This is a genomic window from Kineothrix sp. MB12-C1 (genome assembly GCF_030863805.1).
In the GTDB taxonomy this organism is placed as follows: domain Bacteria; phylum Bacillota; class Clostridia; order Lachnospirales; family Lachnospiraceae; genus Kineothrix.
This window is the reverse complement of the sequence record NZ_CP132957.1, coordinates 1,371,704-1,387,319: the sequence shown is the minus strand read 5'-3', so window position 1 is coordinate 1,387,319 and position 15,616 is coordinate 1,371,704. Positions and strand designations below refer to the sequence as shown.

The following is a 15,616-nucleotide window of genomic DNA, read 5'->3' as shown; positions in this document are numbered from 1 at the left end:
AATAACTCTCATAAGAAAGAATCCGGTGGTTATTTATGTTTATGGCAAGGCAGCCTATATTCAATAAGGCAATGAAAATCTATGGATATGAACTTTTGTTCCGTTCCGATGCGAACTCAGGGAAATTCGAAGGTGCTTCCGCTATGGCAGCTACAGCCTCTGTTGTCGGTAATCTGTTCGAACAGGGTATTGATAGGGTTGTCGGCACAGCCAAAGCCTTCATTAACTTTGACTATGATTTTATTATGTCCGATTATATAGAGTTAATCAAACCGGATGCGCTTATTATTGAAGTGCTTGAAACCGTGAAGGTGGATGGAACATTAATGAACAGAATTGAATATTTAAAAAATCAAGGTTATCAGATTGCGCTGGATGACTTTGAAGAAGGCTATGACGCCTATCCTCTGGTTCCATTAGCCGATATCATAAAATATGATATTAGGATTACACCCCTGGATACACTTGTCAGCGATGTAAGACGGGCACTTTCCGAGAAAAAGACTCTTTTGGCAGAAAAAATTGAGACGGAAAGTGAATTCCGTCAAGCATCCGATATGGGGTTTCATCTGTTTCAAGGATATTTTTTCAGTAAACCCGCAATCGTGACAGGATTCAGCGTGAGGAGGAGCTCGAAGGAGCAATATTTCATGCTCCTTAAGGAATTGAAGAAAGAAGAGCCTTCCTATGATATTATGACGGAAATTATTGAAACGGACGTAAATCTTGCCTATCGTTTTATGAAAGTTATCAGCCATAAGAAAGGGGAATCGGCCTTCCATTCCATTCGATATGCATTGGTGCGCATGGGACTTACCGATTTGGAGAGATGGATAAATATATTAATGCTCCAAGATATTGCTCATAATAAGCCGTTAGAGCTTATGACGTTATCGCTGGTCCGCTCGAGATTTGGTGAATTTGTGGCAGACAACAGCATATATAAGAATCGTAAAAAAGAGATTTCTATGATGTGTCTGTTCAGCACTTTGGATGCCCTTTTAGATCAGCCGATGGAAAAGGCTTTGGAAGGGATGTTGATTTCCGGGGATGTATTTGATGCGCTTGTTTATGGAAAGGGTAGTTTAAAACCTTTCTGCTCCCTGATGTTATCATATGAACAAGGAGATTGGGCGCAAGTTCATCAATACGCCGAAGCGATCCGGCTCAATACCGGTTTGCTATATGAAGGATATTTGGAGTCCGTTCAATGGGCATATAAAGTGCTCACCTTTATGGAATAGCGTAACTGTTCAGTACCCTCACAGTCACAAAAGCAAAGATTGCTTTGTAAAAATCCATTAAAATCACCTTCGGTGATGGGATTTTTACTTGTTATTCGACATTATCTTACGGTCAGCGCAGTAAATGCGCAGACCTGCTGAATAGTTACGGAATAGCTTCTATTAACAATGTTGCTTATAACTTTGGAGAAAATCCCTCAATGCTTCTGCAGCCATACCGAGCTCATCTACATAAGGCAGGTATACGATACGGAAATGATCGGGCGTTGCCCAGTGGAAGCCTCCGCCGTGTGTGAACAGTATTTTTTTCTCTTTAAGGAAATCCAGGACGAATTGTTCATCGTTCACAATACCGAATTTTTCAATATCCAGGCGTGGGAACATATAAAAAGCAGCCTTAGGTTTGACGACGCTAAGCCCCGGAATATCCTTAATGGCATTATACATATATTCTCTTTGCTCATAGACCCTTCCTCCCGGTAAAAGCATATCTTTTGCATCGTCAAGATGTTCCAGAGCAGTTGGAATTAAGGATTGTGCGGGTACATTGGAACATAATCTCATGGAAGAGAGAAGATTGATTCCTTCTATATATCCTTGTGCCCGGGATTTATCACCGCAAAGACACATCCATCCGCATCGATAACCGGCTAGGAGATGAGACTTTGATAAGCCGTTGAAGGATATGGTAAAAAGATCCGGAGCGAGGGAAGCCAGAGCAATGTGCTCATGCCCATCCATGACAAGACGATCATAGATTTCATCCGCGAATAAAATCAGTTCATGCAGTCTTGCCAATTCTACGATTTGTAGTAGTATTTCTTTCGGATAAAGTGCGCCGGTTGGATTGTTCGGATTAATAACGACAATTGCTTTCGTTCTGTCCGTAATCTTTCTGCTCATATCTTCAATGTCCGGATACCATTCATTTTCTTCGTCGCATCGATAATGGACAGCGCGGCCTCCCGAAAGAGTGATGGAAGCGGTCCACAGAGGATAATCAGGCATGGGAACGAGTACTTCATCGCCGTCGCTTAGAAGACCCTGCATGCATAGGGTAATCAATTCGCTGACCCCATTTCCTGTATACACATCTTCCACAGAAACATCGGGCATCTGTTTGATCTTACAATATTCAACAATTGCGTTTCTTGCACTGAGGAGTCCCTTAGAGTCCGAATAGCCTTCCGTGCTCGTAAGATTCTCTGACATACTTTTTATTACGGCATCCGGCGCCCGGAAACCAAATGGTGCCGGATTTCCTATATTCAACTTTACTATTTTTTCTCCGGAGGCAATCATTCGGTTAGCCTCATCCATTACGGGTCCTCTGATGTCGTAACACACATTGTTAAGCTTTGATGATTTTTCAAACGTTTTCATATAAAATACCATGCCCTTTCCGACTATTTTATGACAAAGAAAAAGCCCTAAACGTAAAAACTTTTACGCTTAGGGCGAATATACTTATATCCGTGTTACCACCTAAATTCAGGAAGACCTGCTCTCAGCCACCACAATCATGGTGTTCCCCTGTAACGTGGGAGTACGTTGAAACCTACTGAACACATACATTACTGTGCCTTTGGGCTCCCCTGCTCCGGAACTGCTTCACCATGGACTCCATAAGGATTTTCACCAGCCATCCTCTCTCTGCAATTTCGTTCATGCTTACTACTTTCCTTCATTGCATTTATCTTTATCATTAAACACATTCTAATGACTGATAAAAGTTTTGTCAATAGCAAAGTTGTGTTTTCATTAATAAGCTTTTATTGATAAGTTACTTCCCCGTTGTGCTCCAACAGCGAGACTGAATTGATTCCATCCAGAGAATCGATAGCTTGCAGTAAGTTATTACCTTTATCTGTGCGAACCTCGATTACAAGATTTAAGTTTCTTTCCAGCAATGTTCTGGTTTTAATTTTGCTGTATTTGCAATAAGTATTTACCGTCTTTACGATCTCATCCGCATCTGTTCCCCTTGCCGCGTGAATCACCAGAATCATCGGCGGTCGAACGAGTGGAATCTTCTCGAGACAGATAACGGCCGCAGTAACAAAAAGCGACATGAGTACCGCTATTTGAGGCAAACCTGCACCGCATATAATACCTACGCTAATAGACCAGAATAAAAAGATTAAATCCATAGGCTCCTTGATGGCTGTTCGAAATCTTACTTTCTATTTGTTTCAGCTCCTTATCCGAAAGGGTATTGTTCCATTCTTTTATTACAATAGGCTGCTTATTTTCCAGTAGAATATAGTTTTTGTCAACGGTTCTTTCTAAATAATCTATTTCCAATAAATAGTCGCTTTTAACGTCGGTTTGATTGCTTTCTAATCCAATTCTTTCCATAATCTGGTATAACCCGGCATAATTGCCGTTGATATAAAGGTCGACGAATTGTGATTGGGGAGTAGACCCCATAAGAAGACTCGTACCAAGATCCATACCGATTTTATTTCTCAAATAGGTGCTGTCATAGTAGTTGGATAATAATATAAAGCGATTGGCAGGCTTCATACCCAGCATATCGACCGGGTTGTCAAAGCGGAGCTCGAATCCCTTTTTGTCGCTTTCCCATGAGGTATTTCCTCGACCGTGAAGAGCAGAGAAGTTATCGTAACGTAATAAATCTCCGGTTTCGGAAAGTACTTTTATCATACCTTCTTCTTTGTTTTCCTTGTTTTCATAAATATGAGACATACTTCCTGAAGCGGTAGAAATATCGATGCACGGGATATTGGCCGATTGATAAACTTTCAAATTTCCTTGTTGAAGGATAGTTCCGTCTTTGTCATAGAAAATCAGTTCGTTCGTTTTTCCGCGCTTGTCAATGAAAAGATCACCCTGCTGATAGACGGTGCCCTGATAGGTAAAATAGGCACAATCCAGATGTGAAATGTTTACTTGTATATCGGACGCATAGGCAGGTAGAAATAAATAATTGGAATCATCGGCTTCCGCATAATAGCAATAAATATCCTGTGTATTTACACCTTTACCGATAGAAAAGTGTAAACCTTCAAAATAATCTATACTTGCCGATGAATTATTATCTATTTGTGTGGTAACGGTTACAATCAAAAAGAAAGTAATGATAATACTTATAAGTCCTATAATTCGTTTGTCCATTAATTTAATTTCCTGCTCATTGTTCGTAAAATCCCTATTGAAAATTAATTCCCATATTATACCTTTTTGTTATACAATATTGTCTGGTTATGTCAATTACTGAAAAGATAAACGGTATTGTCTTGTAAAACGCAAAGTAATCTTAAAACAATCTTATCCTTAGTTGGTAATAAAGCTTTCACTTTCTATTAAAATAAGTTATAATATGCTTGCATAATCATCCTCCAAATTGAGGATTGAAAACTTATTTTCATCTCTATATTTAGCCTTTCACGATACTTCGTTAGATCAGACACTTGTTTTACATTTTTTGTAATACATTATAGAGGGGATTTAGTAATATGACAAAAGAAGAAAAGATAACGGCACGAAGAGTAGCGATAGGGGTTAGCTTACTTGTGTTAATCTTATCGGTATTGGTTTTTTATCTGTTTTTTTACAGGGAAAGGAGTGTATTTGTTGAGAAAGATTATTTTCCGGCAAAGCGTGTACTTTTTATAAGCTCCTATAGCGAAAGTTTCGATACTGTAGATTTACAGAAGGAAGGGATTCGTCAGGCCTTTAAAGGCAATAATATTCAACTCGATATTGAATATATGGATATGAAGAGGTTTGATAGGAAAGAAAACGAAGATTTATTCTATCAGAGTCTTCAATATAAGATTAAAAATAGTAAGGCGTATGATGCCATCCTATTAGGGGATGATGCTGCGCTGAAGTTCGCGATGGCTCATCAGGAGGAGCTTTTCGCAGGGATTTCTATGGTTTTTTTCTGTATTAATGATAAAGAACTGGCGATAACGGCAGGAGAGAATCCTTACATTACCGGTGCAGTAGAAGAGCTCTATTTGAAGGACACGATAGACATTGCCATTAAGTTTCAGCCTAAGGCAACCAAGGTCGCTGCAATTTATGATAATACATTGACTGGGAAGGGGGATTGGAAGCAGTTTAATAATATAAAATCCAGTTATCCTGAATATGAATTCGTGGGAATTAATGCATCGGAATATACGCTGGATGAATTCGGGCAAATACTCGGCCGGATAGAAGATGATACCATTCTTATTTTTATGGATCAATTCGAAGATATAGATAATAATTATTATACGATATTTGAAAGTGTACGCTATATTACAGAACGTGCGAAAGTCCCGGTATACCGGGTTTCGGTTTCGGGGGTCGGAGATGGTTTAATCGGCGGCAGGATGGTATCATATGATAAGTCAGGATATATGGCGGCTGCTATGGTGCTCGATCTTTTAAAGGGAGTAGATATTGCAGATATGCCGGTATATCTGACAGGAGAAAGCCAGTATTATTTCGATTATAATATTCTTAGAAAGTATGACATTGATCTTTCACTTGTACCGGATGATACGGTCATTGTTAATAAGGAACCTACTATATTTGAAAAGTACAAAGTCGTATTGATTCCTGTATTTGTATTTTCCCTCTTTTGCTTGTGCGTATCTTTAGTTATTGTTATTGATAGTTTGAAACGACGTCTCTTGATGAAGGATCTGCAGCGTTCTAATGAATATATTTTATATCAGGCAGAACACGATTATTTGACTAATCTGCCTAATAGGCGCGCGGCAATGGAGAAAATAGAGCTTCTGATTCATGAAAAAAAAGAATGTACTGTTATTATTATGGATATTGATGATTTCAAAGAAATCAATGATTCCTACGGACATATTTGCGGTGATGAAGTGCTGCGTGAGATTGCCGGAAGATTGTTGGAAATTACAGATGATAAGCTCTTCTATGTTTCCAGGTTCGGCGGCGATGAATTTTTGCTCATTATGAATGGAGCTGAATACGAGCAGAACGAACAGTACATGCATCGGATTAAGCAGGTGCTTGAATTACCTGTTGTTTTCGAGGATAAGAAACATTATATAAAAATGAGTATGGGAATTGCGGAAGTTAAAGGGGATGAGACGGAAGCCAGTGAAATTGTCTCCAATATGGATTTTGCGCTGTGTACTGCTAAGAAATCCGGGAAAAATGAATGGGTATATTATAATGTCAACATGAAGGATGAGGCAGTAAAAAGAAAAGACATAAAAAATATATTAAACGAGGCTTGTATCAATGATGGATTCTATATTCTGTATCAGCCTCAGGTCGATGCGGGAACAGGTAGGACTAATGGCTATGAGGCCTTGATACGGCTGAAGAATCACCTTATTTCTCCAATGGAGTTTATCTCCATAGCGGAGGAGACAGAGCTTATTTTAAACATAGGACGTATAGTAACAAAGAAAGTAATCGAGCAAATGGTGGAATGGCGCAGTAATGGCTTAGAGTTATATCCGGTGGCGATTAACTTTTCGAGTAAGCAAATACGGGATAAAGGATATGTCAATTATTTAAAGGGTCTTTTGGAGAAAAATGAAATTTCTCCTCATTTAATTGAACTTGAGATCACAGAAAGTATTTTTATCAATAACAATGAAAATGCTATGCAGCTATTTGAGGATTTCTCGGCGATCGGTGTTGGATTGGCACTGGATGATTTCGGTACCGGTTATTCGTCCATCAATTATCTGACCTACATACCGGTGGAGAAGATAAAGTTAGATAAATCGCTCGTTGATATTTTCCTTGATGATAGAGGCGGTGAGTTCATTGAAAATATCATACGGATGGCGCATTGCCTTGGTCTTAAAGTGACGGTCGAGGGAATTGAAGAAAAACATCAAAGCGACAAAGTGACAGCTTTTGGATGTGATTGTATACAGGGCTATTATTTTAGTAAGCCAATAACAGGGGGAGAGGTAGCGCTTTTAAAGAATCCTATTAAAGGATAAGAGTTGAGAGAGACGAAGAGAGAAAAGACCATGAGATATTTTAAATTAGATACCATAAATAAAAAGATCAGTATTTTTATCATTGCTATTATTCTGATTGCATTGACGAGCGTGTCTGCCGTTAATTATATAATAGCGAAAGCGGAAATTACTCGCTCCAATGAGATTATCTTAAAGAATGTAATTGAATCCAGCCTGTTTGAAATCAATAAGAATTATCAAAGTACATTGGAGGGAAATGGATGGATGACGCAGGAAGAGGCACAGGCCGCTTCTTTGAGAGCTATAAGACAGCTGCACGGGGAGTTGCAAGGAGATTCCGCAGATGCAGTTTCTAGTGCAACGACAGAAAATGCATCTTCACAGGAGAATGAGGCTGCACAATCAGGTGCAACGGCAGAAGGTGCGGATGCGGTATCCGGGGCAACGACAGAAGATTCGGCATCGGGAGAAAATGTGGACGCAGTGTCGGCGGCTACGGCTAACTCACATTTAAAAGATCATATGTTGAATCTGGGAGAAGGAGGATACTTTTTCATTGTTAATTCCGATGGTGATGTTATATTCCATCCTTTTTTAGATGGTAATATTCTGGACGTAGAGACATTAGATGGTAGACAGGTCATTCAGGAAATGATACAGACTGCTAAGAGCGGCGGCGGTATTTTAACTTATGAATTAGGAGAAGAGGTCAGCAGCATATCCGGTAAGAAGACGGTGTATACACAATATTTTCCGCATTGGGATTGGTCGGTTGCGGCAGTGATTTACAATGATGACCTTTTCCGGGGATCTCAGATTATTTTGAACTACAATCTGATAGCGTTAGCTGTTATTCTGGCAGTATCTTTAGGATTAGGTATTTTGATGACGAGAAGGCTGACAAGGCCGATTAATATGATTTCAGGGATTCTGGAAAAGGTGTCCAGAGGGGATTTGACCGTTGGAAAAATCAATATTAAGGCAAAGGATGAGACGAAGGTATTGGCGGATTCTGTGAATCTCCTGACGGATAAACTGAATCTCATCATTAAGTCGATGATTTCTTCCAGCAATCAACTAAGCCAGTTTTCAGGGGAGTTGAAGGAGGCTGCGGATAACGTTTCTTGTATGACCGAAGAAGTAACGGCTTCCATTACCCATATGGCGCAGTTCGGTGAGGAACAGACGCAGAATACGGTAAAGAGTGTGGAAGAAGTTGGCTTGCTGGGTGGAGATATCGAACGGACGGCTGAAGCCGGAAGTAAGATAGCACAGGCTGCAGAAAAGACTATGAACTTAAAAGAACAAGGGCTTGATTCTGTGAAGGAGCTGAAAAGGGCAAGCGATGAAAATGACGATAATTCCAGGAAGATGGAAGAGATTATCAATGCAATTAACGGACATTCCGAGAAGATAAAGGAAATCGTAGATATTATCGCCGGTGTTGCAGAACAGACGAATCTACTGGCCTTGAATGCCAATATTGAGGCAGCGAGAGCCGGAGAGGCAGGAAGAGGCTTTGCGGTAGTTGCCGGTGAGGTCCGCAGTTTGGCGACCGAAACTGCAAGAGCAACGGAAGGCATCAGGGAGAAAGTGGAGGAGATGCTGAGACAATCAGAAGATGCAGTGCACTTCGTTGGCAAGAACCGGGACGGTGTGGCGAATATTAATAAGTCAGTGGCTTCTACAGAAGATGTTTTCAATGAAATGGCTGGAGAATTAAAGAATCTTCTTTCCGATATCCACGGAATCGTCGGACATAATCAGGAGACGAACAAGAAGAAGGATCATATTCTAGGAATGTTGAAAAGTGTGACGGAGACAGCGGAAGAAAATGTATCTGCTATGGAGAATATTTCTTCGGCCGCGGAAGAGCAGTCCATGACAGTGAATGAAATTACGGGAAATATAGCTAAATTGAGCGAAATGTCAGAGGAATTGGACAGTTTGATCAATACGTTCCAGACGAAATAGAGAAAAATGGAATAAGAAGAGTGAGAAGCGGGGAAGGAATCCAACAGATTTCTTCCCCGCATTGTATTTACGTAATAGTCAGGTTACCTCACAGTTACGTATTTACATTGATTACATTGCAGACGTTAGGTTTGTGCTGAGGTTTCAAAGAGATGGATTGTGACCGTCTCTGGATTTGAACATATAATAAGGAAGAATGGTGTCGTTTTCTAATTGGGAGAAATTAGCATGTGTGGTATTGGAGGTTTTTTTGATTCGGAAATAAACTACAAGGAGTATCCGGTATATTACACGGAGATTCTAATGAAGATGAATGCGGTACAAAAGCATCGCGGACCGGATGAAGAGGGTATTTTTCTCGACAACCATATCGGTATGGGTCACGTGAGACTTTCTATTATCGACTTGGAAACGGGAAAGCAGCCCATAAGCTATGCGGCGGAAGGGCATACATGGACGATTGTTTATAATGGAGAGCTTTATAATATGAAAGAACTGCAGGATGAGCTTAGTGCAAGAGGAAGAACCTTTCGCACGAAGAGCGATGCGGAGATAGTTCTTATGGCATATCTGGAATACGGTTCTGAGTTCGTAAGCCGGTTAAACGGCATTTTTGCTTTTGCCATATGGGAACCGGTAAGGGAACAACTGTACTTATATCGAGATAGAAGCGGAGTGAAGCCGCTCTTTTATAAGAAAGAAGGAAGTCGGATAATTTTCTCTTCGGAGATAAAAGGAATACTTTCTTATCCCGGAGTAAAGCCCGTGTTGGATAAAAAGGGGCTAAATGAAGTATTCTCTATTGGACCGGCAAAAACATACGGCAGTGGTGTATTCATGGGAATTGATGAAGTATTGCCAGGCCATTACTTATGCTTTGGAAAAGGAGAGGTGAAGGAACGGTCTTATTGGTCTCTCGTTAGCTTACCTCATGAAGATAGTTATGAAAAGACGGTGGAGAAGACGAAGGAGTTAGTGGTCGATGCCATCGAACGCCAGATGGTGTCCGACGTTCCTATTTGTACCTTTTTATCCGGAGGGTTGGATAGTAGTCTGGTATCGGCAGTGTGCGCGAAAAAGCTTCAGGAGAAAGGGGAGCGTCTGAATACCTTTTCTTTTGACTTTGTAAGGAATGATGAATATTTCAAGGCTTCTGCATTTCAACCATCTCAAGACAGACCTTATGCGGAGAAAATGGCCGCATATTTGGCGTCCGATCACAGGTATCTGGAATGCACAACGCCGGACCAGGTAGAGTTGCTGAAACAATCGGTGGATGCCAGAGATCTGCCGGCTATGGCGGATGTGGATTCTTCTTTGCATTATTTCTGCGCCAAGGTGAGTCAATATAATAAGGTCGCCTTAACGGGCGAATGTGCGGATGAAATCTTCGGAGGTTACCCGTGGTTCCATAAGGAAGAATGTTTCCGGGCGCATACATTCCCGTGGACCATGAATCTGGAGGCGAGGAAGATTCTGCTTAGAGATGAATTTATTGAATATTTGGATATGGATGAATATGTACTTGCGGCTTATGAGAAATCCATAGCGGAAACACCCAGGCTTGCAGAGGATACGAAAGAGGAGGCGAGACGACGGGAAATTGCATATCTGAATCAAAAATGGTTCATGCAGACTCTTCTGGACCGAATGGACCGGGCTAGTATGTATACCGGACTTGAGGCGAGGGTGCCGTTTGCAGACCATAGGATTCTGGAATATGTATGGAATGTTCCCTGGGATATGAAGTGCCCTGACGGTGTGGTAAAAGGATTATTGCGAGAGAGTGCAAAAGAATATTTGCCGGAGGAAATATTATATAGGCGTAAATCACCATATCCGAAAACCTATGATAGGGAGTACGAACAGCTTCTTATTCTTAAGATGCAGGAGATAACAGAGGATAGCTCTTCTCCGGTACTCGAATTCATCGATAAAAACAAATTGGAGAAGTTCTTGTCAGCTCCTTCGGATTATGGGAAACCTTGGTATGGCCAGTTAATGGCGGGTCCGCAGATGCTGGCTTATCTATATCAAGTGAACTATTGGATTAAGAAATATCAAATAGAGCTGATATAGGTAATTGCGAAACGATTAAGTTGTGAAAATTTCACACACAATAAGTGCAGTTTGCAAAGAAAGATTGTATGAAAGTTTTCCATGCTCTGGTTATGCTATACACTGCACTGAGCCAAAACAGTCAGCCTTTTCAGCAGAGGCTTCAAGGCTTTCTATGTCTCAGCTACGTAGCATAGAATCGCCTGAAAAATCTTTCACACAATTCTTTCTGTCTTTAATGTAGCGAATTGTGTATGAAATTGTAACAGTTGATGAGTTTCGCAATTATCTAAATAGAGCTGGTAAGATAGAAGGAGGAGAAATATGGAAGCAAATGGTACAGTTCTGGTTTTTGGGGGAGATAGAAGGCTTACCTTTTTGGCCGAGGGGCTGACGGAATATTTTACCGAGGTAATTACCTATCCGCTTCATAGTTGTGACCATGGCAAGGAGATTTCCGATTCCGAGATAGCTTTTTTGGAAGAAGCATTTGCGAAAGCAGATATTATCGTGGGGCCCATTCCTTTTTCCAGAGATGGTGTGCATGTGTGGAGTGAAAGAGGAAAGATGGTTACGATAGATGTGTTCGGTGAATATATGCAAAAAGGGCAGCAACTGTTTGCAGGGAAGATACCTGAGACTCTGATAAATAAGATAAAAGAGAAGAGGGTAATTTGCCATGATTTTATGAAGATGGAGCAGGTGGAGGAAGAGAATTCACTTGCTACGGCGGAAGGGGCTTTGGCAGAAGCGATTACCCTTAGTGTTAACAACCTTCATACAGGCAATTGCCTGATCCTCGGATACGGAAAGTGCGGGAAAGCAATTGCTAATCTGCTGAAGGGCTGGCAGATACCTACCACCGTTGCTGTGCGAAGGGAAGAGGCGAGGGCAGAAGCAGAAAGCCAGGGGTTTCATGGAGTGCTTTTAGAGCAGTTAACGGAGCGGATAGGAAGTATGACATTTATCTTTAATACGATACCGGCGATGGTGCTAAAGGGGGAGTTGCTAGACAGACTTGAAAAAGATGCAGTCATTGTGGATATCGCATCCGCACCTGGCGGAACTGACTTTGAAACGTGTGAACGGCTCGGGATAAAAGCGGTACTCTCCCTTGGAATTCCGGGGAGGTATTCTCCGAAGACGAGTGCTGATATTTTGCTCCGGGCAATGCTGCCTATATGTGAGAAGGAGAAGCGTTTGTAAAAGTATGGGTAACTGTGAGGGGACTGAATGGTTACGTGTATGAATAGAAAGATGGGGAAAGGGAAAGGTGTAAAAGATGAAGCTTAAGGGAAAAAATATAGGATTCGCTATTACGGGTTCTTTTTGTACGTTCGATAATATACTAAAGGAGCTGGAAAAGTTAAAAAGTGAGGATGTGAATATTGTACCGATTCTCTCCTTCCATGCCAGCTCTATGGATACCCGCTTCGGTAGAGCGGCTGATTTTAAGGAGAAAGTAAAGGCAATCACAGGGAATGAACTGATTCTTACCATTGAGGATGCGGAGCCGATAGGTCCCGGAAATATGTTGGATATTCTCGTTATTGCCCCTTGCACCGGGAATACGCTTGCGAAGTTAAGCGCAGGTATTACCGATACACCGGTATTAATGGCTGCAAAAGCGCATATGAGGAATAATAAGCCTCTCGTTATTTCGGTATCTACCAATGATGCACTCGGATTGAATCTTACCAATATCGGTGTATTGATGAATGCGAAAGAAATTTATTTTGTACCTTTTGGCCAAGATAACGCCATGCAAAAAACAAAATCTATGATAGCGAAGACCGAATGGCTCATCCCTGCTATGGAGTACGCGTTGGAAGGCATACAGTGCCAGCCGCTAATACAATAAAACAAAAATAAAAACTTTTCCTATAAAGTTATTCGAAAAAAAACCGATATTTATAATAAGATATCAGTAAGAGTTTTATGCAAAGTTTCAGAAAGGAGGAGTGAAAGATGCGTATAGAAGCTTATTCACAGGTTCAGCAGATCTATAAAAAAACAAAAATTGACAAAAGCCAGAAAGCGGTCAGCCAAAGTGCGTCGGATCAGCTTCAGATTTCCAGTATGGGAAGAGAGTACCAGCTTGCGAAGCAGGCGATAGCAAACAGTGCGGATGTCAGAGAAGAAATAACCGCTCCTCTCAAAAAGAGTATTCAGACGGGTACTTACGAGGTGAGCACGGAGAAATTTGCTGATAAGCTATTACAGAAATACGAAGAAATGAGGTAGTCCCGTGGCAAGTTTGATGGAGAACCTAATAGATGTATTAGGGAAATTATGCGATGAGTATGAGAACTTGCTGGGACTTTCCACACAAAAGACACCGGTAATTATTGCCGGTGATTTGAAAGAGCTATCAAAAATCACGGATGAAGAACAAATCGTTGTAAGTATAATCAATCATTTGGACCGCAGCAGGCAAGAAGCGGTTCGTGATATTGCCAACGTAGTAAACAGGGATGTTGAAGATTTGAAGCTTGCTAACATTATTCAGATGCTTGAGCCAAGACCGGTAGAGCAGCAGAAGCTGGCGGTAGTATATGACAGACTGACGGAAGTAGTCGGTCAGGTACGTAGGGTGAATTCCCAGAACAGAGAGCTTTTATCCAGCGCGCTTGAGATGGTCGAGTTTGAAATAAATATGCTCCAGGCAGTGAAGGCAGCTCCTGCAACAGCCAATTACAATAAGGGTGCATACAGCTCTGGAAGTGTAATTGGGGTGGACAGAAGCGATTTCGATGCAAAACAATAATCCCAAGGCGAGGTAATATCATATGTCATTATTTGGAAGCTTATATGTCGGTACATCCGGCTTACAAACAAGTCAAAATGCGCTCAACACAACAGCGCACAATATGTCTAATGTCGATACCGTAGGATATACGAGACAACAAATCCAGCTCGGCACGAGAAGTTATAATATTCTCTCGGTCAATGCTTCTGCTATTTCATACCAACAGACAGGTCTAGGCGTACTCTATTCCCAAACAAAACAAGTCAGAGATCAATTTCTGGATAAAATATATCGCAAGGAATCAGGGCGCAGTGCGTTCTATGAGACGAATACACAAGTCATCGAGGAGATGGAGGACTTGTTCGGTGAATTCCAAGGCGTGGAATTCTCAGAAGCTTTAGAGAACCTTTGGACAGCGATCGAAGAACTGGACAAGGATCCTTTGAAGCTTACGAATCAGAACTTATTTGTGACCCGCAGTGCGGAATTTCTGCAAAGAGCAGGTCTTATTTATCAGGGATTATGCGATCAGCAGGATAACCTGAATATACAAGTGAAGAATAATATCAATACGATTAACAATTATGGCCAGCAATTAGTTGATATTAACAAGCAAATATTGAAAATTGAATCGGGCAATATAGAAAAAGCCAACGATTTACGGGATAGAAGGAATCAAATTCTCGACGAGCTTTCCAAGATGGGAAATATGAGCTATGAAGAAGATATGTATGGCATTGTGACCGTGAAGTTCGAAGGCGTGGATTTCGTAAGATCGGACAGTGTTAACAAGTTGGAATTATACGAAGATAAGTCCACAGGATTCTATACTCCTTATTGGTCACAGCTTGCGACCTACAAACCCAATGCTTATGGTGAGATGACATTGGATTTGGAAGCAGCGAGATTGTATGACCCAACACAGATTATTTCCTCCGATCTCAATACGGATATAGGTTCCATGAGAGCGATATTGCTTGCCAGAGGCGAGAAACGTGCGACTTACCACGATGTACAGGATGCAGATCACTACAATACTAATATATCACAGTCTTTACTTATGAATATACAGGCGGAATTCGATCAGCTAGTGAATAAGATTACGACGATAATCAATGATGTATTGAAGGAAGCAGCGCTGAGCGAACCGGACAGTGATTATATGAAAGATGAGAATGGTAATCCGTATAAGCTGTTTGAGGTTATTTCGCCGGATGGAGCAGTAGGATTTACGATTGGAAATATTGTTATAAATGAAGCTCTTGTAGCCGACCCGGCCAAGCTTTCTTTCCGGCTTGCGGATGGTAAAGAGGACAAGGAAACAACAGGTAAGTTGATCAAGGCTTTTTCGGAAGAAACGCATACATTAAATCCTAACCTTAAGACAACTACGAACTTGATGAAATATTATTCCAGCTTGATTTCCCAGATAAGTAATACTGGAGAAGCCAATAAAGCAATTGCGGCGGCGCAGGTCAATACGGTAAATGAAGCTTTCTCCGCAAGAGAGCAGATTGTAGGCGTGTCCTCGGATGAAGAAATGGAATTCATGATTAAGTTCCAGAATGCTTATAATGCATCCAGCAGGTATATTAACGTAATCAACGAAATGATGGAACATATTTTAAATACATTAGGAAGGTAAGGTGAGG

Annotated in this window: 12 protein-coding genes and 1 other annotated feature; of the genes, 9 read left to right on the top strand and 3 right to left on the bottom strand. The window is 41.1% G+C overall.

Going from position 1 to position 15,616, the window contains the following annotated elements:
- The first annotated feature begins 35 nt into the window (after positions 1–35).
- Positions 36–1,244 (top strand): EAL and HDOD domain-containing protein, encoded by a 1,209-nt coding sequence (locus RBB56_RS06480; protein ID WP_306721567.1) that lies wholly within the window; start codon positions 36–38, stop codon positions 1,242–1,244.
- A 162-nt stretch (positions 1,245–1,406) separates the two neighbouring features.
- Here RBB56_RS06480 and RBB56_RS06475 read toward each other — a convergent pair whose 3' ends face one another.
- The 3 genes from RBB56_RS06475 to RBB56_RS06465 all read right to left on the bottom strand — a co-directional run bounded on the left by RBB56_RS06475 (position 1,407) and on the right by RBB56_RS06465 (position 4,382).
- Positions 1,407–2,627, bottom strand: a complete 1,221-nt coding sequence (locus tag RBB56_RS06475) for a pyridoxal phosphate-dependent aminotransferase (protein ID WP_306721566.1) — start codon at positions 2,625–2,627, stop codon at positions 1,407–1,409.
- Positions 2,628–2,694: 67 nt separating this feature from the next.
- Positions 2,695–2,941 (bottom strand) — a binding site (T-box leader).
- A 75-nt stretch (positions 2,942–3,016) separates the two neighbouring features.
- Positions 3,017–3,394 (bottom strand): hypothetical protein, encoded by a 378-nt coding sequence (locus tag RBB56_RS06470; protein ID WP_306721565.1) that lies wholly within the window; start codon positions 3,392–3,394, stop codon positions 3,017–3,019.
- Entirely contained in the window at positions 3,363–4,382 is a 1,020-nt protein-coding gene (locus tag RBB56_RS06465; protein WP_306721564.1) for a CotH kinase family protein, read from the bottom strand. The genes RBB56_RS06470 and RBB56_RS06465 overlap by 32 nt, the downstream gene beginning before the upstream one ends.
- Before the next feature lie 341 nt (positions 4,383–4,723).
- Between RBB56_RS06465 and RBB56_RS06460 the strand changes: the two genes are divergently transcribed.
- The 8 genes from RBB56_RS06460 (at position 4,724) to flgK (ending at position 15,609) form a co-directional block, all read left to right on the top strand.
- Complete coding sequence (locus RBB56_RS06460; protein WP_306721563.1) at positions 4,724–7,201, top strand: ABC transporter substrate binding protein; 2,478 nt, start codon at positions 4,724–4,726, stop codon at positions 7,199–7,201.
- A gap of 30 nt (positions 7,202–7,231) precedes the next feature.
- The gene (locus tag RBB56_RS06455; protein ID WP_306721562.1) at positions 7,232–9,157 is read left to right on the top strand and encodes a methyl-accepting chemotaxis protein; all 1,926 of its coding nucleotides are present in this window, start codon (positions 7,232–7,234) and stop codon (positions 9,155–9,157) included.
- A 228-nt stretch (positions 9,158–9,385) separates the two neighbouring features.
- Positions 9,386–11,236 (top strand): asparagine synthase (glutamine-hydrolyzing), encoded by a 1,851-nt coding sequence (asnB, locus tag RBB56_RS06450; protein ID WP_306721561.1) that lies wholly within the window; start codon positions 9,386–9,388, stop codon positions 11,234–11,236.
- A 303-nt stretch (positions 11,237–11,539) separates the two neighbouring features.
- Entirely contained in the window at positions 11,540–12,421 is an 882-nt protein-coding gene (locus RBB56_RS06445; RefSeq protein ID WP_306721560.1) for a dipicolinate synthase subunit DpsA, read from the top strand.
- A 76-nt stretch (positions 12,422–12,497) separates the two neighbouring features.
- A complete protein-coding gene (locus RBB56_RS06440; protein WP_306721559.1) occupies positions 12,498–13,076 on the top strand; it encodes a dipicolinate synthase subunit B in 579 nt (192 codons plus the stop codon).
- A gap of 107 nt (positions 13,077–13,183) precedes the next feature.
- A complete protein-coding gene (flgM, locus tag RBB56_RS06435) occupies positions 13,184–13,459 on the top strand; it encodes a flagellar biosynthesis anti-sigma factor FlgM (RefSeq protein ID WP_306721558.1) in 276 nt (91 codons plus the stop codon).
- 4 nt (positions 13,460–13,463) lie between these two features.
- A complete protein-coding gene (locus RBB56_RS06430) occupies positions 13,464–13,982 on the top strand; it encodes a flagellar protein FlgN (RefSeq protein ID WP_306721557.1) in 519 nt (172 codons plus the stop codon).
- 22 nt (positions 13,983–14,004) lie between these two features.
- Positions 14,005–15,609 carry a flagellar hook-associated protein FlgK gene (gene flgK / locus RBB56_RS06425; RefSeq protein ID WP_306721556.1) on the top strand — a complete coding sequence of 535 codons (1,605 nt, stop codon included), beginning with the start codon at positions 14,005–14,007 and terminating at the stop codon, positions 15,607–15,609.
- The last annotated feature ends 7 nt before the right edge of the window (positions 15,610–15,616 follow it).

What these genes read in the sequence shown, in the direction of transcription:
- RBB56_RS06480 (WP_306721567.1), top strand. Translation starts at nt 36, where the DNA reads ATGTTTATGGCAAGGCAGCCTATATTCAATAAGGCAATGAAAATCTAT.
- RBB56_RS06475 (WP_306721566.1), bottom strand. Translation starts at nt 2,627, where the DNA reads ATGAAAACGTTTGAAAAATCATCAAAGCTTAACAATGTGTGTTACGAC.
- RBB56_RS06470 (WP_306721565.1), bottom strand. Translation starts at nt 3,394, where the DNA reads ATGGATTTAATCTTTTTATTCTGGTCTATTAGCGTAGGTATTATATGC.
- RBB56_RS06465 (WP_306721564.1), bottom strand. Translation starts at nt 4,382, where the DNA reads ATGGACAAACGAATTATAGGACTTATAAGTATTATCATTACTTTCTTT.
- RBB56_RS06460 (WP_306721563.1), top strand. Translation starts at nt 4,724, where the DNA reads ATGACAAAAGAAGAAAAGATAACGGCACGAAGAGTAGCGATAGGGGTT.
- RBB56_RS06455 (WP_306721562.1), top strand. Translation starts at nt 7,232, where the DNA reads ATGAGATATTTTAAATTAGATACCATAAATAAAAAGATCAGTATTTTT.
- asnB (WP_306721561.1), top strand. Translation starts at nt 9,386, where the DNA reads ATGTGTGGTATTGGAGGTTTTTTTGATTCGGAAATAAACTACAAGGAG.
- RBB56_RS06445 (WP_306721560.1), top strand. Translation starts at nt 11,540, where the DNA reads ATGGAAGCAAATGGTACAGTTCTGGTTTTTGGGGGAGATAGAAGGCTT.
- RBB56_RS06440 (WP_306721559.1), top strand. Translation starts at nt 12,498, where the DNA reads ATGAAGCTTAAGGGAAAAAATATAGGATTCGCTATTACGGGTTCTTTT.
- flgM (WP_306721558.1), top strand. Translation starts at nt 13,184, where the DNA reads ATGCGTATAGAAGCTTATTCACAGGTTCAGCAGATCTATAAAAAAACA.
- flgK (WP_306721556.1), top strand. Translation starts at nt 14,005, where the DNA reads ATGTCATTATTTGGAAGCTTATATGTCGGTACATCCGGCTTACAAACA.